Genomic DNA, 21845 nt, shown 5'->3' on the forward strand with positions numbered 1-21845 from the left:
GTGCCCTTCCTACCGCCGAATGGTGGGCTGCGGAGGAGAAAACGCGGTATTCCCGGGTGCGCAGGGCCTTTGATCAGGTATAGGAGCCCGGCAAGGGCTGCCTGAAACTCACTCGAAAGAGTTGCGCGCCAGTGAGTGGGGCGCGCTGCCCGGGGACCACGTAGGCTCGGCTTACCGAAACATTTTGTCGTCGAATTGCCAGGAGTGACCGTGATTCCCGGTGGTGGTCAGCCCAATATGCAGCAACTGCTGCAGCAGGCCCAGAAGATGCAGCAGGACCTCGCCGCGGCCCAGGAGGAACTGGCCAGGACCGAGGTCGAGGGCCAGGCGGGTGGCGGTCTCGTGAAGGCGACCGTGACCGGTTCCGGCGAGCTCCGCAATCTGGTGATCGACCCGAAGGCCGTCGACCCGGAGGACACCGAGACGCTCGCCGACCTCGTCGTCGCCGCGGTCCAGGCGGCGAACGAGAACGCGCAGCAGCTCCAGCAGCAGAAGCTGGGCCCGCTGGCCCAGGGCCTGGGCGGCATGCCCGGTCTCCCCTTCTGACCCGTCCCTTCCGGCCCGTCCCTTCCGACCGGTCGAGAACAGAATCAGAGACAGAAGCAGGAAAGGAAGGCGTTCCCGTTGTACGAAGGCGTGGTTCAGGACCTCATCGACGAGTTGGGCAGGCTGCCCGGCGTCGGTCCCAAGAGCGCGCAGCGGATCGCCTTCCACATCCTGCAGGCCGAGCCGACCGATGTGCGCCGCCTCGCCCATGCCCTCCTGGAGGTCAAGGACAAGGTCCGGTTCTGTTCGGTCTGCGGCAACGTCGCCCAGCAGGAGCAGTGCAACATCTGCCGGGACACGCGCCGGGACCCGTCGGTGATCTGTGTCGTCGAGGAGCCGAAGGACGTCGTCGCGATCGAGCGGACCCGTGAGTTCCGGGGCCGGTACCACGTGCTCGGCGGCGCGATCAGCCCGATCGAGGGCGTCGGCCCGGACGATCTGCGCATCCGCGAGCTGCTCGCCCGCCTCGCCGACGGCTCGATCACGGAACTGATCCTGGCGACCGACCCCAACCTGGAGGGCGAGGCCACCGCGACGTACCTGGCGCGGATGGTCAAGCCGATGGGCCTGCGGGTCACCAGACTGGCCAGCGGCCTGCCGGTCGGCGGCGACCTGGAGTACGCGGACGAGGTCACCCTGGGCCGCGCCTTCGAGGGGAGGCGCCTGCTCGATGTGTGATGCCTTTACGTCTTCCGATGTTCTTCCCGTGACCGTTTCGAGGACCGTTCCCGCGACTCACGGCGGCTTTACGTTCAGCGACGCTATGTTCTACTCACCGTTCGCGACCGTGCCCACGGGAGGTCCCCTCGATGTCTGACGCCACGCTGAACTCCGTCACGCAGGACCCGGACGACTTCGCCGTCCAGATCGCCGACCAGATCAAGACGTTCATCGTCGCGGTCACCGAGGTGTCCAAGGTCGAGGAGCCCGAGGAGGCCGTCCCCGTCCTGCTGCTCCAGGTCTCCCAGCTCCTGCTGGCGGGCGGCCGGCTCGGCGCGTACGAGGACATCGTCCCCGACGAGCGCTACGAGCCGGACCTGGGCGCCGAGCCGGACGCCGACGGGCTGCGCGAGCGGTTCGCCGCCCTGCTGGAGCCGATCGACGTCTACTCCGAGGTCTTCGACCCGTACGAGCCCCGCAAGGCCCCGGTCCCGGCCCGGATCTCGGACGACCTGGCCGACCTGGTCACCGACCTGCGCCACGGCCTGGCCCACTACGAGGAGGACCGCACCACCGAGGCGCTGTGGTGGTGGCAGTTCTCCTACTTCTCCAACTGGGGCTCCACCGCCTCCGCCACCCTGCGCGCCCTGCAGTCCCTGATCGCCCACATCCGCCTCAACCAGCCCCTCCAGGAGCTGGACGGCCTGGACACCGACACGGAGACCCTCGACGACGACCTCGCCGAGGAGGCCGGCCGGGTGATGGCCGAGGAGATCGCCGGACCGCTGGGGCTGCGGCCGGTGCAGTAGGCGCCCCCCTCAGTCAGGTGGAGCCCGCGTGGGCGGGGGACGCGGCCAGGGGGAGCGCGGCGAGGGCGAGGAGCAGGGGGAGCACGCGTAGGGGCAGTGCGCGTGGCGACGTGCGCATGGCGGGCCTCCGGTGGGCGGATGGTTGGGTTCCGGTTCACGCTAGAGGTGCAGGAGCGGTGAATCGTGGAGCCGGGCCGCCCGGCGTGTGGGCTGGACCACATACGGCATGCGAGCCGGTTCGACGGGCAGCACACCTGTACGAGCGGTCCGGAGCGACACGCCGATGATCACGTGCTGAGCGGGACATCTCACCATGTGGTATCAGCGGGGCGATTCCGGACTGCTCGTTAAACTGAGCCGACCGCAGTAATGGACTGAGCGAGGAGCGCACGTGGGCCTTGTCGTGCAGAAGTACGGAGGCTCCTCCGTAGCCGATGCCGAAGGCATCAAGCGCGTCGCCAAGCGAATCGTCGATGCCAAGAAGAACGGCAACCAGGTGGTTGTCGTGGTGTCAGCGATGGGCGACACGACGGACGAGTTGATCGATCTCGCCGAGCAGGTATCCCCGATCCCTGCCGGGCGTGAGTTCGACATGCTGCTGACCGCCGGAGAGCGGATCTCCATGGCCCTGCTGGCGATGGCGATCAAAAACCTGGGCCACGAGGCCCAGTCGTTCACCGGTAGCCAGGCAGGCGTCATCACCGACTCGGTCCACAACAAAGCGCGCATCATCGATGTGACGCCGGGCCGTATCCGTACGGCGCTGGACGAGGGGAACATCGCGATCGTCGCGGGGTTCCAGGGTGTGTCCCAGGACAAGAAGGACATCACCACCCTCGGTCGCGGCGGGTCCGACACCACCGCCGTCGCGCTCGCGGCCGCGCTGGACGCCGAGGTCTGTGAGATCTACACCGATGTGGACGGTGTCTTCACCGCCGACCCGCGGGTCGTGAAGAAGGCCCGGAAGATCGACTGGATCTCCTTCGAGGACATGCTGGAGCTGGCCGCGTCCGGCTCCAAGGTGCTGCTGCACCGGTGCGTGGAGTACGCACGCCGCTACAACATCCCGATCCACGTCCGCTCGTCCTTCTCCGGACTGCGCGGAACCTGGGTCAGCAACGAGCCGCAAGGGGACCAGAAGGTGGAGCACGCGATCATCTCCGGAGTCGCCCATGACGTCTCCGAGGCCAAGATCACCGTCGTCGGCGTGCCCGACAAGCCGGGCGAGGCCGCCGCGATCTTCCGCACCATCGCGAACGCGGAGATCAACATCGACATGGTGGTGCAGAACGTCTCCGCCGCGTCGACCGGCCTGACCGACATCTCGTTCACGCTGCCGAAGGCCGAGGGCCGCAAGGCCATCGACGCCCTGGAGCGCAACCGCGGCACCATCGGCTTCGAGTCGCTGCGCTACGACGACCAGATCGCGAAGATCTCCCTGGTCGGCGCCGGCATGAAGACCAACCCGGGAGTCACGGCGGGCTTCTTCGAGGCACTGTCGGACGCCGGTGTGAACATCGAGCTGATCTCGACGTCCGAGATCCGCATCTCGGTGGTCACCCGCGCCGACGACGTCATAGAGGCCGTGCGCGCCGTGCACACCGCCTTCGGTCTGGACAGCGACTCCGACGAAGCCGTCGTCTACGGGGGCACCGGCCGATGACCGCGCGCCGTCCTTCGCTCGCGGTCGTCGGAGCGACCGGGGCGATCGGCGGCGTCATGCTCCAGATCCTTTCGCAGCACGCGGATGTCTGGGGCGAGGTGAAGCTGATCGCCTCGCCGCGCTCGGCCGGCCGCAAGCTGGTCGTGCGCGGCGAGGAGAGCGAGGTCCTCCAGCTCACCGAGGACGTCTTCGACGATGTCGACGTGGCGCTCTTCCTGGTGCCCGACGAGGTCTCCGCGCAGTGGGCACCGATCGCCGCAGCCAAGGGCACGGTCGTCATCGACGACTCGGTCGCGTTCCGGCTGGACGCGGACGTTCCGCTGGTGGTGCCCGAGATCAATCCGCACGCCGTACGAATCCGGCCACGCGGCATCGTCGCGAGCCCGAACTGCACGACGCTCGCGCTGATCGTCGCGGTCGGGGCGCTGCACGCCGAATTCGGCGTACGGGAACTGGTCGTCTCCTCGTACCAGGCGGTGAGCGGGGCGGGCCGGGACGGTGTCACCGCGCTGCGCGAACAGCTGTCGATGGTCGCCGGTACGGAACTGGGCACGAAGCCGGGGGACGTGCGCAGGGCCCTGGGGGACACGGAAGGCAGCCCCTTCGCCGCCCCGGTCGCCCTCAACGTGGTGCCCTGGGCCGGGACCGAGGCCGGGGACGGCTGGTCCTCGGAGGAGATGGCGATCCGCGAGGAGTGCCGCAAGATCCTGGACCTGCCGGACCTGCGGATCGCGGCGACCTGCGTGTACGTACCCGTCATCGCGACGCACTCGATGTCCGTGCACGCCCGGTTCGAGAGCGAGATCGCGGTCGACCGGGCCCACGAGATCCTGGCGACGGCACCGGGCGTGGTGCTGTACGACAGCCCGGCGGCGGGGGACTTCCCGACACCGTCCGACGTCGTCGGCACCGATCCGACCTGGGTCGGACGAGTGCGCAGGTCACTGGACGATCCCCGGGGTCTGGAACTCTTCGTCTGCGGCGACAACCTCCGCAAGGGGGCGGCGTTGAACGTGGCACAGATCGCCGAATCGGTGGCCGCGGAGTTTCCCCGGTCCTGATCGAACCGATTTCGTACTCTCTGTGAACGTCCTGTGAGTAAGTTGAAGGTCTCAACCTCTTGAGATGGGGTGTCGGGGTATCCGACGATGACTTTCAGCCTGCTGCAACCGCCGACCGAGGGCTGAGCGTCTATGCGGTCACCTTCTGGCGCGGCGGGGGGAACAATTCGGGGCAGTCGGGGTATTCGGGGAAGTGCAGGTACGTATGAGGGCATGTCGCACGGCGGCGAACGCGGTGCCGCGCGCGTACAACCCTGACGGGGGGAAACGTGTCCAACTGGCGTGGCAGAGGTTCTCGAAATCACAGTGGTGGGCCCCTTGCGCGGCGCTTCGGTCCGCCCGCTCCGACGGCCCCGCGCACCCGGCGGTATGCCGGTGATCGCGCCCATGCCCGCTGCGCGTTCCGCACGGCTGCCCGCGCAGCGCGAGGGCGCTGAGGAGAGCGTGGCCGCCGGAACCACGGTCGACCATCTCACCGAGACCTACCGCGCCCACTACCGCTCACTGCTCGGTCTCGCGGCCCTGCTCCTGGACGACACGGCTTCGTGCGAGGACGTGGTACAGGAGGCGTTCATCCGGGTGCACTCGGCGCGCAACCGCGTACGGGACCCGGAGAAGACGCTCGCGTATCTGCGCCAGACCGTCGTCAACCTCTCGCGATCCGCGCTGCGCCGCCGCATCCTCGGGCTGAAGCTGCTCTCCAAGCCCATGCCGGACATGGCGAGCGCGGAAGAAGGCGCGTACGACCAGCTGGAGCGGGACGCGCTGATCAAGGCGATGCGAGGGCTGCAACGGCGCCAGCGGGAGGTGCTGGTGCTGCGTTACTTCGCGGACATGACGGAGGTCCAGGTGGCCGAGACGCTCGGGATATCCCTGGGTTCGGTCAAGGCCTACGGATCCCGCGGGATCGCGGCGCTGCGCGTGGTGATGGAGGCGCAGAAGTGAGCCGGCGCGAGTACGAGAACGCACCCGAGGGCGAGTACGGCTCCGAAGGTGCGAGCGACCCCGAGAGCGTGAGCGGCTCCGAGAGCGTGAGCGGCTCCGAGAGCGTGAGCGGCTCCGAGAGCGTGAGCGGCTCCGAACGGGAGCATCGGCGTGAGCGTCGGAATGACCGGACTGGAAACGGAATTGTGAACCACGACCCTGGAACGGCTGGGGCGGCTGAGGCGGCTGGAGCTGACGGGGCGGCCGAGACGGCCGAGACGGCCGAGATCACCAGGACTGCCGAGACGGCCGAGATCACCAGGACCGCCGAGACTGCTGAGACCACCGAGGTCGTGGAGACCGCTGAGACCACCGAGGTCGCGGAGACCGCTGCACTCGGCAGTCTGAGCAGCCTCTTCGGTTCGGGGCTCGGCCCGGACAGCGGTCCGGATGCTGGTCCGGCCATCGGCGGCGGCGCGGATCTCGACGAGGTCGCCCTGCGGCGGATGCTGCACGGGGCCGTCCGGAACATCGAGCCCAGCGACGGCACGCTCGACCATCTGCAACGCGCGGTTCCCGTCCGGCGGGCGAAGCGACGCCAGGCCGTCGTCGGACTGGCGGCCGCGGCGCTGCTCATCGGCACCGCGGTACCCGCCTTCGTCCACGTCGCGAACTCCGACGGTTCGGACACCGCCAACCCCGCGATAGCCGGACACGGCGAGCAGGCGCAGGGCGGCAACGGCGCCGACGCCGACTCGCAGTCCGGCGGCGAGGACAGCAGCGGCAACACCGACGGACAGGCCGACGGCGGTCCGGGCCGGCCCAGCAGCACGAGCAGCCCCTCCGACAGCCGCGGCCAGGGCGCCGACGGTCATCTGTCGGGCGGGGTCGCGGATCCGTCCGGTTCGGCGATGGCGGTGATACCGGCCTGCGACCCGGGACAGCTCGGTGTCGCCTCGGCCGAGACCGGTGCGCCCGGTGCCGACGGCACGGTCTACGGCACCTTCCGGATCGCCAACGTCTCCGGCACGGACTGCTCGGTGAGCAGCGGCGGCAGCGTGGGATTCCAGGCGATGGGCGCGGCCGACCCGGCGAGGATCGCGGTGGTCCAGCACACCGCGGGCGACGCGGCGGCCGGACTGCCCGACCCCTCGCAGGAGCAGGGGACGGTGCTGCTGAAGCCGTCGATGGCGTACGAGGTGAAGTTCGCCTGGGTGCCGAGGGACACCTGCCCGACCGTCGGAGGCTCGCCGAGCCCGACGCCGACCGACGACACGGGCGGTGCGAGCGGCGCGGCCGCCGCCGGCGCCGGTACGGGAAGCGCGGACGGGACGTCGGGGGAGGACACGCAGTTCGGCAGCGAGGACGGCGGCGGGACGCAGGACGGCAGCGTCGCGGTGATGCACACGCCGGAGCCCGGCTCGCCGGTCGCCGAGACGAAGATCGCCAACGCCTGCTCGGGCACGATCTACCGGACCGGGGTGCTCGCTCCCGCGACGTGACGTGGTACGACGTGGACGTATGCGACGAGGGGCCCGCCGGATCGGTCGTCGATCCGGCGGGCCCCTCGCGTGCGTCTGTGTCCGTGCCTGCGGAGGTGGCTGCGTGTGTCGTTGCGGTGTGCCTCAGGCCGCGCCGGAGCCCACGGCGTCCTTGCTCTTGCCGGAATCGGCGTCCGCTTCCGCTTCCTCTTCCTCGACGAGGCCCAGTTGCAGATCGCGCGCGGCTTCGGCTTCGCGGCGGATCAGCCGGAACCACATGAAGAGCACGAACCCGGCGAAGACGAACCACTCGCCGGTGTAGCCGAGGTTCTGGAACGCCTTCAGGTCGAGCCCGGTGCCCTGCGCCGCAACGGCGGGCACGGGACGCAGCGCGTCGGCCGCCTTGTCCCCGGACCCGGACCCGGTGCCGGAGCCGGTGCCTGCGCCCGTGTCCTGGAGCGTCACCCATGCGTCGTAGACGTCGTACGGGACGAGATTGATCAGCGACGCCGCGCTGATCATGCCCAGCTGGCCCTCGGGAAGCCCGCCCGCCGTGTCGACACCCGCGGTGCCGGCGTTCTCGGACGCCTGGAGGTCGCCGGTCACGGTGACCTCGCCGGTCGGTGCGGCCGGCACGGCGGTGCTGCCGGGCTTGCCGGGCAGCCAGCCGCGCACGACGGGCAGCGCCTTGCCGTTGTCCGTACGGAGCATGTTGAGGACGTAGAAGCCGCTCTTGTCGTCCAACTCCCGTCCGGGCACCAGGAACTGGTCGGCGTACCGGCCGGTGGCGGTGGCGGGGCGGCCGGAGGTCACCTTGTCGACGGGCAGGAGCTCATCGATCGGCTTGGCGGGCCTCGTGCCGGGGGCGGGCTGCTTCTCGGCGGCGTCGTGCGTCTGCACGCGGTCCTCGAAGCGGCCGAGCTGCCAGGTGCCCATGAACACGCAGAACGGGATGGCCAGCACGACGAAGAGGTTGATCCCCCACCATCGCGGGGTCAGCAGGAACCGGTACACCCCTCCACCGTACGGTCCCCGCTCCGGTCGCCCGGAGCGGGGGGCCGACTGGGGCCGGGCCTGGCCGCTACGAGCCGGCCGGGTCCGTCCCCGCGGCCAGGTGGCGCCGGGCGAAGTCCAGCTCCAGGCGGACCTGCTTGATCCGCTCCTCCACGACGAGCGAGCCGTGGCCCGCGTCGTACCGGTACACCTCGTGCACCGCGTCCCGGTCCTTCAGCCGGTCGACGTAGTTCTCCACCTGGCGGATCGGGCAGCGCGGGTCGTTGACGCCCGCCGAGATGTAGACCGGCGCCCGGACCGCGTCGACGTACGTCAGCGGGGACGACGCCTCGAAACGCTCCGGAACCTCCTCCGGCGTACCGCCCAGCAGCGTGCGGTCCATCGCCTTCAGGTTCTCCATCTCGTCGTGGTACGCCGTGACGTAGTCGGCGACCGGGACCGCCGCCAGGCCGAGGGCCCAGTCGTCCGGCTGCGTGCCGAGGCCGAGCAGGGTCAGATAGCCGCCCCAGGAGCCCCCGGCCAGGACCAGCTTCTCCGGGTCCGCGAGGCCGGACTTGACCGCCCACTCCCGTACCGCGGCGATGTCCTCCAGCTCGATCAGGCCGACCCGGTGCTTGAGCGCGTCCGTCCAGGCACGGCCGTAACCGGTGGAACCGCGGTAGTTGACCCGGACGACCGCGTAGCCGTGGTCCACCCAGGCGGCGGGGCCGGAGGCGAAGGCGTCGCTGTCGTGCCAGGTCGGGCCGCCGTGGATCTCGAAGACGGTGGGGAACGGGCCCTGGGCCGGGGCGGCGGGCCGCTGGACGAGAGCGTGGACGCGGCCCCCGGGCCCGTCCACCCACACGTCCTCCACCGGCACGGACGCCGGAGCCTTCGCGCCGGGCGGATCGAGCACCACCGCACCCGACGTGGACCGGACGACGGGCGGCTGCTCGGCCGAGGACCACAGGTACTCCACCGTGCCGTCCGGCCGGGCCGTGGCACCGGACACCGAGCCCGCCGGCGTCTCCACCCGGACGAGCGCGCCGCCCGCCCCCGGCTCGTACCGCCACAGCTCGCTGCGGGCCTCGAATTCGTGCACGACCAGCAGCGCGGAGGCGTCCGGATACCACTCGGCGACCACATCGCCGGGCAGATCGATCGCGAGCTCCGTCTCCACGCCGGTCGTCGGGTCCCAGATCATCGGCTCCCAGCGGCCCCGCCGCTGGTGCCCGACCAGAAGCCTCGGGTCCCCGGCGACGGGGGCGAAGCCCAGCACGGACAGGCCCAGCTCCTTCGTGCCGCCCTCGGTGTCGTCCAGCTCGGCGACCGTCGTCCCGTCGAGGCGCACCACGCGCAGCGCGGAGTGCATCGCGTCGCCGTGCTCGGTGTGCTCCAGGGCGATCAGCGTCCCGTCATGACTGAGGTCGCCGACGCCCGCCGACTCGCGGTGCCGGTAGATCTCCACGGGGGCCGCGCCGGGCCGCACGACGTGGACCGTCGTCCCTTCCTCGTCGGTCGAGCGGCCGGCCACCGCCGTGCCGTCCCGCCCGATCGCGAGCCCGGCCGGGTACGAAGGACCGAGACCGGGCATCGCCGGCTCGTCACCCGGCTGCCCGTCACCACCGCCGTGGAACGGCTGGCGCATCCACACCCCGAACTCGTCGCCATCGGTGTCGTCGAACCACCAGACCGACTCCCCGCCGGGCGTCAGCACCCCGTCCGTCGTGCCGTTCGGCCGGTCGGTCACCTGGCGCTGCGCGCCGGTGGCGCGGTCCCACGCGTACAGCTCGTACGTCCCCGTGGCGTTGGAGACGAACAGCGAGCGGTCGGGCGCGTCCTCCGCCCAGTCGGGCAAGGACACCCGTGGCGCCCGGAAGCGCTGCTCCCACCTCGGCGCGGAAGCGGGTGCGGAAGCGGGCGCCGCAGCAGCGGGTTCCTGGGCGGAAGGGGCCGTCGTCGAGCCGGCGATCTCAGTCATGCCCCCCATTCTGCGTCGGAACGCCGACAATTCGTTCGCGTCGTCCTCAGCCTGTGGATAACCTCCCGGCATGCATGCACCGACCCCTGACGACTGGCGCGAGGCGAACCGCGCGCTCTGGGACGAGCGCGTCCCCATCCACGTCACGAGCGACTTCTACGACCTCGAATCGTTCCGCGCCGGGAAGGACGCCCTGCGCGACTTCGAACTCGCCGAGGTCGGGGACGTCACGGGCAAGTCCCTGCTGCATCTGCAGTGCCACATAGGCGTCGACACCCTCTCCTGGGCCCGGCACGGCGCCGCACAGGTCGTCGGCCTGGACTTCTCCGAGCCGGCCGTCGAGACCGCGCGCGTCCTGGCCCGCGAACTCGGGTTCGACCAGGACCGGGCGGCGTTCGTCGCGGCCGACGTCCACGACGCCGCGGAGGCCGTCCCCGACTCCTCGTACGACATCGTCTACACCGGCATCGGCGCGCTGAACTGGCTGCCCGACATCCGTCGCTGGGCCGAGACCGCCGCATCGCTCGTGGCGCCCGGGGGGTTCCTCTACCTCGCGGAGTTCCATCCGATGACGGACTGCCTCGACGACGACACCGGGACGAAGGTCGACCACGACTACTTCAGCCGCGACGCATGGGTGGACGAGACGCCGGGCACGTACGCGGACTTCGACGCGCCCACCGTCCACAACCGCAGCGTCGAGTGGCAGCACCCGATCGGCGAGGTGGTGTCGGCGCTGGCCGCCACCGGGCTGCGGATCGAGTTCCTGCACGAGCACGACGCCTCGCTCTTCGCCCGCTTCCCGACGCTGGAACGGCAGAGCGACGGCTACTACCGCTTCCCGGCCGACCGGCCGCGCATCCCGCTGATGTACTCCATCAAGGCGTCGCGGGCGGCCGATTCCTGAACAAGGGCGGATTGTCAGTGGCGGGGTCCAGACTCGGACCCATGACGACGACTGCCGATCTGCGCGCCGTGGTGGAGACGTACTGGAGCGCGGCCGACGCCCGCGACTGGGACGCCTTCGCCGCGACGCTGGCCGACGAGGTGTTGTTCGACCTGCCGCAGACCCGCGAGCGCATTCGCGGGAAGGAGCGGTATGTGCGGTTCAACCGGGAGTACCCGGGGGACTGGCGGGTCCGCATGGAGCGCGTCGTGGCCGACGGCCAGGAGCGGCAGGCCGCCGTCCGTACGCGCTTCACGGCCGGCGGCGAGGAGCTGCACGCCATTCACTTCTTCGTGTTCGACGCGACGGGGCGGATCAGCGAGATCACCGACTTCTGGCCCGAGCCGTACGAGCCCCCGGCGGGCCGGGAGCACCTCGTCGAGCGGTATTGACGCCCGGCCCGCCGGGGGCTCGGCTCTCGGCCTCGGCCTCAGTCGTCGGACGGGGCCGGCTGCCTGGGGCCCGAGCGGTCCCATCCGGGGGCGCGGACATCGACCGTCAGCGTGTTCATCACGACTTCCTCGCCGCAGGTGCGGCAGATCCACGCCGCGTCGAGATCGTGCGCATGGGCATCCTCGTCCGCACGTCCGGCGGCGTTCGCGGCCGGCTCGTGGACCATGACCACCGGCCGGTCCTCCAGCACCCACCGGTCGCCCCAGTCCAGCAGCGCCCGGATGACCGGCGCGAGATCGCGTCCTGATTCGGTCAGGTGGTACTCGTAGCGCGGCGGGCGTTCGTTGTAGGGCCGCCGCTCGACCACTCCGGCCTGCTCCAGTGAGCGCAGCCGCGCCGCGAGACGGTCGCGGGGTGCCCCGGTGTTACGGGCGATCGCCTCGAACCGGTGGTTGCCGAAGAAGATCTCGCGCACCGCGAGCAGCGCCCATTTCTCACCCACCACGTGCAGCGCGGCGGCGGCCGAGCAGGGCCGGCCGGGCAGCGTGACCGCCGGGGCGGTGCGGGCGTGGGGTTCCTGTGCAGCACTCATCACCACAAGGTTGCCATCTCAAACTCACTGGCGCTACCTTGCCGCCATGTCAGTTGGAGAATCAAACTCACCCGACTCCGTGCCCGCCGCCGCGCCCTCCTCCGTGTCTGCCGCCGCACCCTCCTCCGTGTCTGTCACCGTGCCCTCTTCGCGGGCCTCCGGCTGGATCATCTCGGCCGGTGTCTTCGTCGTGAATCTCGACCTGTTCATCGTCAATGTCGCGATGCCCGCCCTCGGCGACGCCTTCGGCGGCAGCTCCCTCGCCTCGCTGTCCTGGGTGCTCAACGCGTACGCGATCGTCTTCGCCGCACTGCTCGTCGTCGCGGGCAGGCTCGCCGACCGGTACGGGCACCGCCGCGGCTTCCTCCTCGGGCTGGCGGTCTTCACCGTCGCCTCCGCGCTCTGCGCCGTCGCCCCCGGAGTCGGCTGGCTGGTGGCCGCCCGTGCCCTGCAGGCCGTCGGAGCCGCCGCGCTCATGCCGACGTCCCTCGCCCTCCTGCTCGTCAACACCCCGGCGGAGCGCCGCCCCCGGGCCATCCGGGGCTGGGCGGCGATCGGCGGCATCGCGGCCGGCCTCGGTCCGGTGGTCGGGGGCGTGCTCGTGGAGGCCGACTGGCGCTGGGTCTTTCTCGTCAACGTGCCGGTCGGCCTGATCGGCCTGCTCGCGGGCGCCCGGCTGCTGCCCGACGCCCGCCCGCACCGCGAGGGCCCCTTCCCGGACCTCGTCGGGGCGGTGCTGCTCACCCTCGCGATCGCCGCGCTGGCACTCGCCCTGGTCAAGGCCGATGCCTGGGGCTGGAGTTCGCCGGAAGTCCTGGCTGCGCTGTTCACGACGGCCGTTCTCGCCGCGGGCTTCCGGATACGGTCCGCCCGGCACCCGGCCCCGGTCGTCGAGCTGTCGATGCTGCGTACCCGGGTCTTCGCGACGGCCACCCTCGCGGCTCTGCTCTTCACCGTCGCGTTCGCGGCGATGCTGCTGACGTCGGTGCTCTGGTGCCGGCAGGTGTGGGGGTACTCGGCGATCCGTACCGGACTCGCCATTGCGCCGGGGCCGTTGGCCGTGCCGGTGCTCGCCGTCCTCTCGGGACCGGTCGTCCGCCGGCTCGGGTCGGGGCGCACGGCGGCACTCGGCTGCCTGCTGTTCGCCTGCGGGCTCGCCTGGTGGGCCGTCGTACTCGGCACGGCCCCGCACTACGCGAGCGGCTTCCTGCCCGGCATGGTGGTCACCGGCATCGGCGTGGGCCTCGCCCTCCCCACCCTGGTCGGCGCGGCCGCCGCGGCCCTCCCGCCCGCCCGCTTCGGCACCGGATCGGCCGTCACCACGATGGCCCGCCAGACGGGTTCGGTGCTGGGCGTGGCGTTGATGGTCACGCTGCTCGGCGCGCCGGACGGGCCGGGCGAGGCGCTCGACGCCTTCCGTCACGGCTGGTGGGCCGCCGCGGCCACCGCCGTGCTCGCGGCGGCCACCGCCCTGGCCCTGCGCCGGCCCGACGCCGCGTCGGCCCCCGCCTGACCGGGGCAGCAGCGCGGCGGGCGACCGGGAGAACCCCGGCGGCCCGCCGCACTTTCTGCACCTCCGTCGTCCGCGTCCTACGCGGCCGAGCGGAAGGCCGGAAGGTAACCACCGGACTGCCCGGCGGCCTTGGGGTGGTACGAGTTGTAGATCGGGATCGACACGCTGTGGAGCCAGGCGTCACCGGAGCACAGCTCGTGCCCCGTGAACTCGTCGACCACGCTGGAGAACGTGAACCCGGCGTCGGCCGCCTGCTTGGCGATGACCCCGTTCAGCACGTCGGAAGCGTTGTTGATGGCCGACCGCTCCTTCTCCGAGAGCCCGGCGATGCAACTGCCGCTCAGCTGGTAGAAGCGCGGGTAGCCCAGCACCACGACATGGGCCTGCGGGGCCCGCGACCGGATGGAACCGTAGAGCGAACTCAGCTTGGACGGCAGCGAGTTCTGGACCTGCGAAACGGCCGAGCCGACACTGCTGAGGCAGGCGGCCTCACCGGAGAGCACGCAGTCCTGCATGACATCGGCGAACCCGACGTCGTTGCCGCCCGCGGTGACACTGACCAGGCCGGTGGACGAGCTCAACGCCCCCAGCTGGGTGCCGGCCACCGAAGTGGTCGTGGCACCGGAACAGGCCACGAAGGCAAAGGAAGAAGGCGAGTTGGCGGCGGCCCAGAGGTAGGGGTAGGCCTTGGTGCTGCGACGGCAGTCGCCGCTGTCGGACAGGTAGCTCCCCGCGCCGACGCCGGAGGAGTACGAGTCGCCGAGGGCGACGTATCCGTCGGCGGCGGCCGAGGAGTTCGCCGAGGCCGGCTGGGCAACGCCCAGCGCGGCCACGGCGGCGAGGACCAGAGTGGATGCGGACGCCCAGAATCTCCGTACTGACATGACTGTCAGCCCTCCGAAGTGTGGGGGGTGGGTGGGGGGTTGGTTGAGCGCCACGTTTCTAGCAGCTGTTGGTACCGGCCGGTAATACCTGCGGAAGAACTGGTCTGATATGCCCGAATGATCGTTCGGGTGTCATAGCTCCGCGCGTAGACAAACCTCCCGGAGCGCCCCGAACGGGTGAGGTTTCTGCGGGAGTTCGGGCATCGGCGGGAGGTCGTACGGCGGCGGGAAGCCGTGCGTCGGCGGGAGGTCGTACGGCGGCGGGAGGTCGTGCGTCGGCGGGGCATGTGCCGGCGGAGGGCATGCGGCGGCGGAGGGCATGCGGCGGCGCGCGCCCGCTCGGTGGCGGGCGCGCGAGGGCCTGCGGGATCAGACGGACATAAAAAAACCGCCCTCCGCGGCGGCCGCCCCCGAGTGCGGGGGTGCCGCCGCGGAGGGCGGTTGTCGTGGTTCTAGGTGGTTGTCGTGGTCCTCAGGAGGGTCAGTTGTGGCCGAACCTCCGCTGCTTCCGGTGGGAGACCTGTTCTGAGATCGAGTGCACCGTCTCCTGGGCAGCCGTTGGCCGCGTCTGCTCCTTCGTCTCCGGAGCAGCGCTGCGTTCGTGGCCGCCGGTGCGGGCACCCCGGTTCTGCCGACTCTGCTTCTTGCCCACGATCGTGCCTCCTGTTGCGGATCTCGGACGATGGGCCATCACCAGACTCGCATGTAGGTGCGAAAGGTGCATTCCGGGTGGTGGGTGCCCGGTGCGACTCCGTCGGGGTCCGGATCCGACGGAGGGCCGCTCGCGCCGGGATCCGCGACGCCCCCGAACCGTGCCGCGGCAACCGCTCCATAAGCGCAGGAAATCCCCGCTCCGCAATTGCGGAACGGGGATTTCCTCACGTATATTGGGTGGTTCTGTGTGTACAGAAAAAGGCCCCTCAACGGGGGCCTACAAGAATCACCATATCCGGCAGGGAGTGATTTTGTCAACTCGCGAAAACGTCGAATTGCAGAAGGAGCAGGAATTCATCGACCGGCTCTACGACCGTGTCGACACGCTGCGCGGGGCCACCGCGCAGCACGTCGAGGACGCGCTGACCCCCGTGGGGAACGGGCTGCAGGCACGCCTCGAACGCGATGTGCTCGTCGCCGAACGTTCCGGCCTGCTGGCGGCGCTGAACGCGGTGGACGGCTCACTCTGTTTCGGCCGAATCGATCTCCGCGACGGTGCGGCGCACCATATCGGCCGTATCGGAATTCGCGAGGACGACACCGAACACACACCCCTTCTGATCGACTGGCGGGCACCGGTCGCCCGGCCCTTCTATCTCGCCACCGGGCATACACCCATGGGGCTGCGCAGGCGCCGGCACATCACCACCGACGGCCGCGCGGTCACCGAGCTGCACGACGAGATCCTCGATCTCGGGGATCGTGACCGCACCGGTTTCGAGGACCCGAGCGGCGACGCCGTGCTGCTCGCCGCGCTCGGCGCCGCCCGTACCGGCCGCATGGGCGACATCGTGCGGACCATCCAGGCGGAGCAGGACCGCATCATCCGTGCCCCGCACCGCGGTGTCCTCGTCGTCGAGGGCGGCCCCGGCACGGGCAAGACGGCGGTCGCCCTGCACCGTGCGGCCTTCCTGCTGTACGAGCACCGTGAGCTGCTGGCCAAGCGCGCGGTCCTGGTCGTGGGCCCCAACCCGGCCTTCCTCCGCTACATCGGCGAGGTGCTGCCCGCACTCGGCGAGACCGGGGTCATGCTCGCCACGCAGGCCGAGCTCTTCCCCGGTGTCCACGCCCGTGGCACCGACACCCCCCGCGCGGCAGCCGCCAAGGGCGGCGCGGCCATGGCCGAGGCACTCGCCCTCGCCGTGAACGACCGGCAGCAGCTGCCCGAGCCCGGCGCACCGGTGGTCATCCCGCACGACGACGGGGATCTCGTCCTGGACCGGGAGATCGCCCACGAGGCCCGCCGCGCGGCGCGCGAGACCCGGCTGCCGCACAACCTCGCCCGTCCGTACTTCGCGTTCCACGTCATCGACGCCCTCACCGCCCAGCTCACCGAACGCATCGGCGCGGATCCGTACGGCGGCCCCAACTTCCTCGGCCCCGACGACATCGCCCAGCTCGGCAAGGGCGTCGCCGCGAGCGAGGAGGTGCACGCCGCCGTCGGAACGCTGTGGCCGGCGCTCACCCCCGAGGGCTTCCTCGCCGACTATCTGGCCGAGCCGGTGCACGTTCCGGAGGAGGACGCCGAGGCCATCCGGCGCGTCTCCGGAGACCCGGCGTGGACCCCGGCCGATGTGCCGCTCCTGGACGAAGTGGCCGAACTGCTCGGGGCGGACGACAGCGCCGAGCGGGCCGCCGCCGAGGCCGAGCGGCTGCGGCGGGTCGCGTACGCGCAGGGCGTCCTGGACCTGTCCCGGGGGTCGGAGACGTACGAGTTCGAGGACGAGGAGTCCGAGGTCCTGGCCGCCCACGACGTCATCGACGCCGAACGGATGGCCGAGCGGCACGAGGAGGCCGACCACCGGAGCGCGGCCGAGCGGGCCGCCGCCGACCGGACCTGGGCGTTCGGGCACATCATCGTCGACGAGGCGCAGGAACTGTCGCCGATGGCATGGCGGTTGCTGATGCGCCGGTCACCGACGCGCTCGATGACCCTGGTCGGCGATCCGGCGCAGACCTCCGAGGAAGCGGGCGTCGGCTCGTGGGAAAGGATCCTCGAACCGTACGTGGGCGACCGCTTCGAGCACGTGAAACTGAGGGTCAACTACCGTACGCCCGCCGAGATCATGGAGCTGGCGGCCGGTGTCGTACGTGCCGAGGACCCCTCGTTCGAACCGCCCGGGTCGGTACGGTCCACCGGCCGGACGCCGTGGACACGGGACGCCGGGGCGGATCTGGCGGGCGCGGTGGCGGCGGCCGTCGCGGAGCTGACGCCCGAGGAGGGACGCCTCGCGGTGATCGCGCCGCGCGCCCTGCACGAGGAGATCGCAGCCGGGCTCGACGGGGTCACGGCCGGCGCCGAACCCGACCTCACCCGTACCGTGGTGCTGCTCGGCCCGCGCGAGGCCAAGGGGCTCGAATTCGACCATGTCCTGGTCGTGGAGCCGGGGCGGTTCGGGACCAGCGACCTGTACGTGGCGCTCACCCGGGCGACACAGCGGCTGGGCATCGTCCACCGGGAAGAACTGCCCGAGCCGCTGCGCTGATGCCGGGGGCGGCGCCGGTGACCGGGGGGCTCAGGCCGTCGGGCCCGAGGCCGCCAGGTGCTCCACCGCGATCCAGCCGAAGGCCATCGCGGGGCCGATCGTGGCACCGGGTCCCGGGTACGTCTCCCCCATCACGGCCGCGGCCACGTTCCCCGCCGCGTACAGGCCCTCGACGGGGGAGCCGTCCTCGCGCTAGGGCGGGTCGAGCGAGAGCGAGGCGAAGGCCTGCACGGCGAGACCTGCGGGGCCGTCGGCCCCCTGTGCGGTGATGACCGCCACACCGGTGCCGAAGGCCGCGGCGGCGTCGCGGAAGGTGTCGCGCGCGTCGGTGGTGGACATGGTGAACCCCCTGGTCATGTTGTGGATGGCTGCAGGTGGTGCGGGCGAGTGGCTCAGGAGCGCGCCATGTTGGCGTCCATCTCGCGGTCCCAGCGCTCGTTGGCCGGGCGGGTGTCGATCTCGAACTCGAAGCGGCGCGTCATGTCGTCCGCGACGTCGTCCGCGTCGACGTAGAACTGCTGGTACCAGCGGCGCAGTTGGTAGACGGGCCCGTCGCCGTCCGAGAGCAGCGGGTTGTCGATGTGCGTCTTGTGCCGCCAGATGTCGATGTCCTGCTGGAACGCGACGCCCAGCCCGTCGGAGGTACGCGCGGCTCCATCGGCGGCCTCGTCGGCCGTCATGCCCGGCAGGCGGCGCACCTTCACGCCCCACATCAGCCTGAAGGACGTGGCGGAGACCGGATAGTGACAGTTGATCAGTACGGACTCGGCCTCGGTGCCGTCGCCCAACGGCTGCCACACGCGGTCGATCATGTAGGAGGGGCCGTAGTAGGCGGCGTCGGAGCGCAGGCTCAGATCGGCGCCGATCAGTTCGATCCCCGAGTCGCGGCGCGGCGTGCTCTCGATGTACATCGAGGCGACGTGTTCCTCGAAGACATTGGTGAACCGGGTGGGCACGGAGTGGTGCACATAGAAGAAGTGCGCCATGTCGACGATGTTGTCGACCACCTCCCGGCAGTGGGCGTCCTCGATGAGCACGCTGTCCCAGGACCAGTCGGACCAGTCCTCGCCGAAGACGTCGTCGATCCGGGGGATGGTCACGTGCGCGGGCGGCGGCGCGCCCTCGGGGTCGTGCCAGACGAACAGCTGGCCGTTCTCCTCCAGCGTGGTCCAGGCGCGCGTGCGCGCCCGGGGCGGCACGCGGCGCGCGTACGGGATGGCCGAGCACCGGCCCTCGCCGTTCCAGCGCCAGTCGTGGAACGGGCAGGCCAGCGAGTCGCCCTTGATGGTGCCGCGGGCCAGGTTGCCGCCCATGTGACGGCAGTGGGCGTCCAGGACGTGCAGACGGCCGTCGTCCTGGCCCTGGAACACGGCCAGGGTCCGGTCGAACGCCTGGATCTCGTGGGGGTCGCCGTCCTTGAAGGAGTCGGCGAGGCCCAGGCAGTGCCAGCCGCGCGCGAAGCGGGCCGGGGGCGTCGTGCCTTCGATCACGCGGACGGACGGCGTACCGGAGACGGTGGCCGCCGCTGCGGAATGCGACATGCGGATTCCTCGGGTGGGAGAGGGCTGGGGCGCGGACCGCTCAGGCGCGGTGCGCGGACAGGGCGTCGGCGACGAGTTCGTAACTGCGCAGCCGGGCGGCCTGGTCGTGCACCGCGGTGACGATCATGAGCTCGTTCGCGCCGGTGGCGGCGGCGAGTTTGGTGAGCTCCTCGGCGCGGGCGACCGTTCACCGCTGGCGGCCATCTCGCTCAGCGGCCCGGCCGACGCCATGGAGCTCCCCCGCCTGGCCGCGACCCTTCGCCACACGGCGGCGACCCTGCGCAGAGGGGCGCCGACACTGGCCGAGGGCGTGGGCCGGCGGTGACGGCAGTGCACGTCATCAGGTTCCGTGCCACCGAAGGAGATCATCTTCCGGAACTCCTCCAGGTCCTCGGCGGTCGGTGATCCCGTACGGGGGATGACGGGGCCGTGGGGTCGTTCACGGCGGCCGCAGCCGTCGTGGGAATCGTTTCCCGGGCTTCTCCCCAACGATCTCCGTAAACCGTCCAGGGGCCTGATCCACTCGGTGGATCAGGCCCCTGGACTGCTAATTTCCCCCGGCCAGGCTGGAGCTGGGGCCGGGATGCCGTAGGGGGCTTCGTAAGATCAACGGATGACAGCAGCACCCGAGCCAGCGGCCCGCGTCGAGCAGAAGTGACGGGGGCGGCGAATTCGGGGGTGCCCGACGTGGCAGGTTCAGCGCCCTGCCCGCCCCGTGTCAGGAGGACGAGCCGACGATCACTGAGGGCGTCGCGGCCCGTAAACCATTCAAGGGCTTGACCCGCGATGCGGATCAAGCCCTTGACCTGGTGTTTCAGCTGTCGGGGTGGCGGGATTTGAACCCACGACCTCTTCGTCCCGAACGAAGCGCGCTGCCAAGCTGCGCTACACCCCGATCGCCGCCGATGTCCTGGCGACATCGATTACTTTAGCCCACCCGCGCCCGCAGACGAAATCCGGTTTCTGATCCGCCGGCCGGGGAAGGGCCGGGCCCCGGGACGGAGGCCGGGGCGAGGGCCGGGACGGGTGCCTCAGTCCCGGGCCGTCAGGGTCAGCAGGGTCGCCTCGGGCGGGCAGGCGAAGCGGACCGGGGTGTAGCGGTTGGTGCCGCAGCCGGCCGACACGTGGAGGTAGGCGCGGCGGTCGTCGACGGTGTGGGTGGAGAGGCCCTTGACCCGGTCCGTGTCCAGGTCGCAGTTGGTGACCAGGGCCCCGTAGAAGGGGATGCAGAGCTGGCCGCCGTGGGTGTGGCCGGCCAGGATCAGCGGGTAGCCGTCCTGGGTGAAGGCGTCCAGGGAGCGCAGGTAGGGGGCGTGGACCACACCGATGGAGAGGTCGGCGCCCGTCTCGGGGCCGCCGGACACCTCCGTGTAGCGGTCGCGCTTGATGTGCGGGTCGTCCAGGCCGGTGAAGGCGAGCTCCAGGCCGTCGATCTTGAGGCGGCCGCGGGTGTTGGACAGACCCAGCCAGCCCGCCTCGTCGAAGGCGTCGCGCATCGGCTCCCACGGGTTGTGGACGACGCCGACCGCGGGCGCGTTCCCGTTGAGGCCGTGCTTGCCCCGGGCCTTCTCGACGAGGTAGCGGGCGGGGTTGCGGAGCTTGGGGCCGTAGTAGTCGTTGGAGCCGAAGACGTACACCCCCGGCAACTCCATCAGCGGGCCGAGGGCGTCGAGCAGCTCGGGCACGGCCTCGGGGTCGGAGAGGTTGTCGCCGGTGTTCACGACGAAGTCGGGGCGCAGGCCGGCCAGCGACTGGAGCCAGGCCCGCTTCTTGCGCTGGCCGCTCACCATGTGGATGTCGGAGACCTGGAGTACGCGCAACGGGCGTGCCCCCTGCGGGAGTACGGGGATGGTGACCCGTCGCAGACGGAACGAGCGGGCCTCGAATCCGGCGGCGTAGGCGAGGCCGGCTGCGCCGATCGCCGCGCCGACTGCCGTGACTTTCAGGGGTACTCCGTAGCGTGCGCGCATGCGCCCATCGTCGCAGACACCGTGCGGCCGGAAGAAAACCTGCGGGCGCCGCTCGCCCCGTACCTGCCACAATCAGCACATGACCACGCTCAAGTCCAAGCTCAAGGAAGACCTCACCACGGCCATGAAGGCGCGTGACGAGCTGACCTCGTCCACGCTCCGGCTGACCCTCACCGCCATCACGAAGGAGGAGGTCAGCGGCAAGACGGCCCGCGAGCTCTCCGACGACGAGGTGCAGAAGGTGATCGCCAAGGAGGCGAAGAAGCGCCGCGAGGCGGCCGAAGCCTTCGCCCAGGGCGGCCGGACCGAGCAGGCCGAGCGCGAGAAGGCGGAGGGCGAGATCCTCGACGCGTACCTGCCGAAGCAGCTGAGCGACGACGAGCTGGGCGCGATCGTGGCGTCCGCCGTCGAGGAGGCCAGGGCCGCCGGGGCCGAGGGGCCGCGCGCGATGGGCGCCGTCATGAAGATCGTGAACCCGAAGGTGGCGGGGCGCGCGGACGGCGGCCGGGTGGCCGCCTCGGTGAAGAAGCTCCTCGCGGGCTGAGTCCGCGCCGAGGGAAGACATGAAGGTGGGGTGCCGCGGATCGGGATCGATCCGCGGCCCCCCCACCTCTTGGGGGTTGTGCCGTGGGGGGCGGGGGGCCGCCGGCCGGCCCGGGGGGTGGGGGCGGGGGGGGCGGGGGGTCGC

21 protein-coding genes, 1 tRNA gene and 1 pseudogene are annotated in these 21845 nt (G+C 71.0%); 13 read left to right on the forward strand and 10 right to left on the reverse strand.

Translation table 11 applies throughout. From position 1 onward, the window contains the following. The first annotated feature begins 210 nt into the window (after window positions 1–210). From ACFYY1_RS13750 to ACFYY1_RS13780, 7 genes are all read left to right on the forward strand, one after another. The gene (locus ACFYY1_RS13750; RefSeq protein WP_072487886.1) at window positions 211–546 is read left to right on the forward strand and encodes a YbaB/EbfC family nucleoid-associated protein; all 336 of its coding nucleotides are present in this window, start codon (window positions 211–213) and stop codon (window positions 544–546) included. Between the two features lie 78 nt (window positions 547–624). Then, window positions 625–1224, forward strand: a complete 600-nt coding sequence (gene recR / locus ACFYY1_RS13755; RefSeq protein WP_124719582.1) for a recombination mediator RecR — start codon at window positions 625–627, stop codon at window positions 1222–1224. A 131-nt stretch (window positions 1225–1355) separates the two neighbouring features. Continuing rightward, complete coding sequence (locus ACFYY1_RS13760) at window positions 1356–2015, forward strand: DUF5063 domain-containing protein (protein ID WP_266731732.1); 660 nt, start codon at window positions 1356–1358, stop codon at window positions 2013–2015. A gap of 391 nt (window positions 2016–2406) precedes the next feature. After that, window positions 2407–3678, forward strand: a complete 1272-nt coding sequence (locus ACFYY1_RS13765; protein ID WP_266915004.1) for an aspartate kinase — start codon at window positions 2407–2409, stop codon at window positions 3676–3678. Then, entirely contained in the window at window positions 3675–4739 is a 1065-nt protein-coding gene (locus ACFYY1_RS13770) for an aspartate-semialdehyde dehydrogenase (protein ID WP_388584349.1), read from the forward strand. The genes ACFYY1_RS13765 and ACFYY1_RS13770 overlap by 4 nt, the downstream gene beginning before the upstream one ends. 369 nt (window positions 4740–5108) lie before the next feature. Next, window positions 5109–5684: a SigE family RNA polymerase sigma factor gene (locus tag ACFYY1_RS13775; protein ID WP_266731739.1), complete on the forward strand. Its 576-nt coding sequence runs from the start codon at window positions 5109–5111 to the stop codon at window positions 5682–5684. Beyond that, the gene (locus tag ACFYY1_RS13780; protein WP_388584352.1) at window positions 5681–7165 is read left to right on the forward strand and encodes a hypothetical protein; all 1485 of its coding nucleotides are present in this window, start codon (window positions 5681–5683) and stop codon (window positions 7163–7165) included. Before ACFYY1_RS13775 ends, ACFYY1_RS13780 begins: the two co-directional genes overlap by 4 nt. A 123-nt stretch (window positions 7166–7288) precedes the next feature. On the opposite strand, the gene ACFYY1_RS13785 is transcribed toward ACFYY1_RS13780, so the two are convergent. Then, entirely contained in the window at window positions 7289–8158 is an 870-nt protein-coding gene (locus ACFYY1_RS13785) for an SURF1 family protein (RefSeq protein WP_388584355.1), read from the reverse strand. Between the two features lie 67 nt (window positions 8159–8225). After that, window positions 8226–10118, reverse strand: a complete 1893-nt coding sequence (locus tag ACFYY1_RS13790; protein ID WP_388584356.1) for a S9 family peptidase — start codon at window positions 10116–10118, stop codon at window positions 8226–8228. 70 nt (window positions 10119–10188) lie between these two features. Between ACFYY1_RS13790 and ACFYY1_RS13795 the strand changes: the two genes are divergently transcribed. Then, window positions 10189–11025: a class I SAM-dependent methyltransferase gene (locus tag ACFYY1_RS13795; RefSeq protein WP_388584358.1), complete on the forward strand. Its 837-nt coding sequence runs from the start codon at window positions 10189–10191 to the stop codon at window positions 11023–11025. 41 nt (window positions 11026–11066) lie between these two features. Further along, window positions 11067–11456 carry a nuclear transport factor 2 family protein gene (locus ACFYY1_RS13800; protein WP_388584359.1) on the forward strand — a complete coding sequence of 130 codons (390 nt, stop codon included), beginning with the start codon at window positions 11067–11069 and terminating at the stop codon, window positions 11454–11456. 38 nt (window positions 11457–11494) lie between these two features. Here the strand turns inward: ACFYY1_RS13800 and ACFYY1_RS13805 are convergent, their stop codons facing one another. Beyond that, on the reverse strand, window positions 11495–12049 hold the full coding sequence (locus tag ACFYY1_RS13805) for a winged helix-turn-helix transcriptional regulator (RefSeq protein WP_388584362.1): 555 nt from the start codon (window positions 12047–12049) through the stop codon (window positions 11495–11497). A gap of 139 nt (window positions 12050–12188) precedes the next feature. Here ACFYY1_RS13805 and ACFYY1_RS13810 point away from each other — a divergent pair, with 139 nt between their 5' ends. After that, the gene (locus ACFYY1_RS13810) at window positions 12189–13562 is read left to right on the forward strand and encodes an MFS transporter (RefSeq protein ID WP_388584364.1); all 1374 of its coding nucleotides are present in this window, start codon (window positions 12189–12191) and stop codon (window positions 13560–13562) included. A gap of 77 nt (window positions 13563–13639) precedes the next feature. On the opposite strand, the gene ACFYY1_RS13815 is transcribed toward ACFYY1_RS13810, so the two are convergent. Together ACFYY1_RS13815 and ACFYY1_RS13820 are read right to left on the reverse strand one after the other, a co-directional pair. Further along, on the reverse strand, window positions 13640–14446 hold the full coding sequence (locus tag ACFYY1_RS13815; RefSeq protein ID WP_388584366.1) for an SGNH/GDSL hydrolase family protein: 807 nt from the start codon (window positions 14444–14446) through the stop codon (window positions 13640–13642). Window positions 14447–14927: 481 nt separating this feature from the next. Further along, entirely contained in the window at window positions 14928–15098 is a 171-nt protein-coding gene (locus tag ACFYY1_RS13820) for a hypothetical protein (protein WP_266731752.1), read from the reverse strand. A 337-nt stretch (window positions 15099–15435) separates the two neighbouring features. Between ACFYY1_RS13820 and ACFYY1_RS13825 the strand changes: the two genes are divergently transcribed. Next, the gene (locus ACFYY1_RS13825; protein ID WP_388584715.1) at window positions 15436–17646 is read left to right on the forward strand and encodes a HelD family protein; all 2211 of its coding nucleotides are present in this window, start codon (window positions 15436–15438) and stop codon (window positions 17644–17646) included. 30 nt (window positions 17647–17676) lie between these two features. Here the strand turns inward: ACFYY1_RS13825 and ACFYY1_RS13830 are convergent. The 3 genes and pseudogenes from ACFYY1_RS13830 to ACFYY1_RS13840 all read right to left on the reverse strand — a co-directional run. Continuing rightward, window positions 17677–17826: pseudogene (locus tag ACFYY1_RS13830) on the reverse strand (FAD-binding protein); the annotation flags it as partial. Window positions 17827–17838: 12 nt separating this feature from the next. Then, window positions 17839–17985: a flavin reductase gene (locus ACFYY1_RS13835; RefSeq protein ID WP_388584369.1), complete on the reverse strand. Its 147-nt coding sequence runs from the start codon at window positions 17983–17985 to the stop codon at window positions 17839–17841. 53 nt (window positions 17986–18038) lie between these two features. Continuing rightward, complete coding sequence (locus ACFYY1_RS13840; RefSeq protein ID WP_388584370.1) at window positions 18039–19187, reverse strand: Rieske 2Fe-2S domain-containing protein; 1149 nt, start codon at window positions 19185–19187, stop codon at window positions 18039–18041. Here ACFYY1_RS13840 and ACFYY1_RS13845 point away from each other — a divergent pair. Beyond that, window positions 19186–19512, forward strand: coding sequence for a hypothetical protein (locus tag ACFYY1_RS13845; RefSeq protein ID WP_388584372.1), 327 nt, complete (start codon window positions 19186–19188; stop codon window positions 19510–19512). The two genes, ACFYY1_RS13840 and ACFYY1_RS13845, sit on opposite strands and share 2 nt — an antisense overlap. 496 nt (window positions 19513–20008) lie before the next feature. Here the strand turns inward: ACFYY1_RS13845 and ACFYY1_RS13850 are convergent. Then, a tRNA-Pro gene (locus ACFYY1_RS13850) sits at window positions 20009–20082 on the reverse strand. A 136-nt stretch (window positions 20083–20218) separates the two neighbouring features. Next, window positions 20219–21157, reverse strand: coding sequence for a metallophosphoesterase (locus tag ACFYY1_RS13855; protein WP_388584375.1), 939 nt, complete (start codon window positions 21155–21157; stop codon window positions 20219–20221). A gap of 79 nt (window positions 21158–21236) precedes the next feature. On the opposite strand from ACFYY1_RS13855, the gene ACFYY1_RS13860 reads away from it, so the two are divergent. Then, window positions 21237–21701, forward strand: a complete 465-nt coding sequence (locus ACFYY1_RS13860; RefSeq protein ID WP_329197178.1) for a GatB/YqeY domain-containing protein — start codon at window positions 21237–21239, stop codon at window positions 21699–21701. The last annotated feature ends 144 nt before the right edge of the window (window positions 21702–21845 follow it).

The organism is Streptomyces sp. NPDC001890 (assembly GCF_042891445.1).
Lineage (GTDB): Bacteria > Actinomycetota > Actinomycetes > Streptomycetales > Streptomycetaceae > Streptomyces.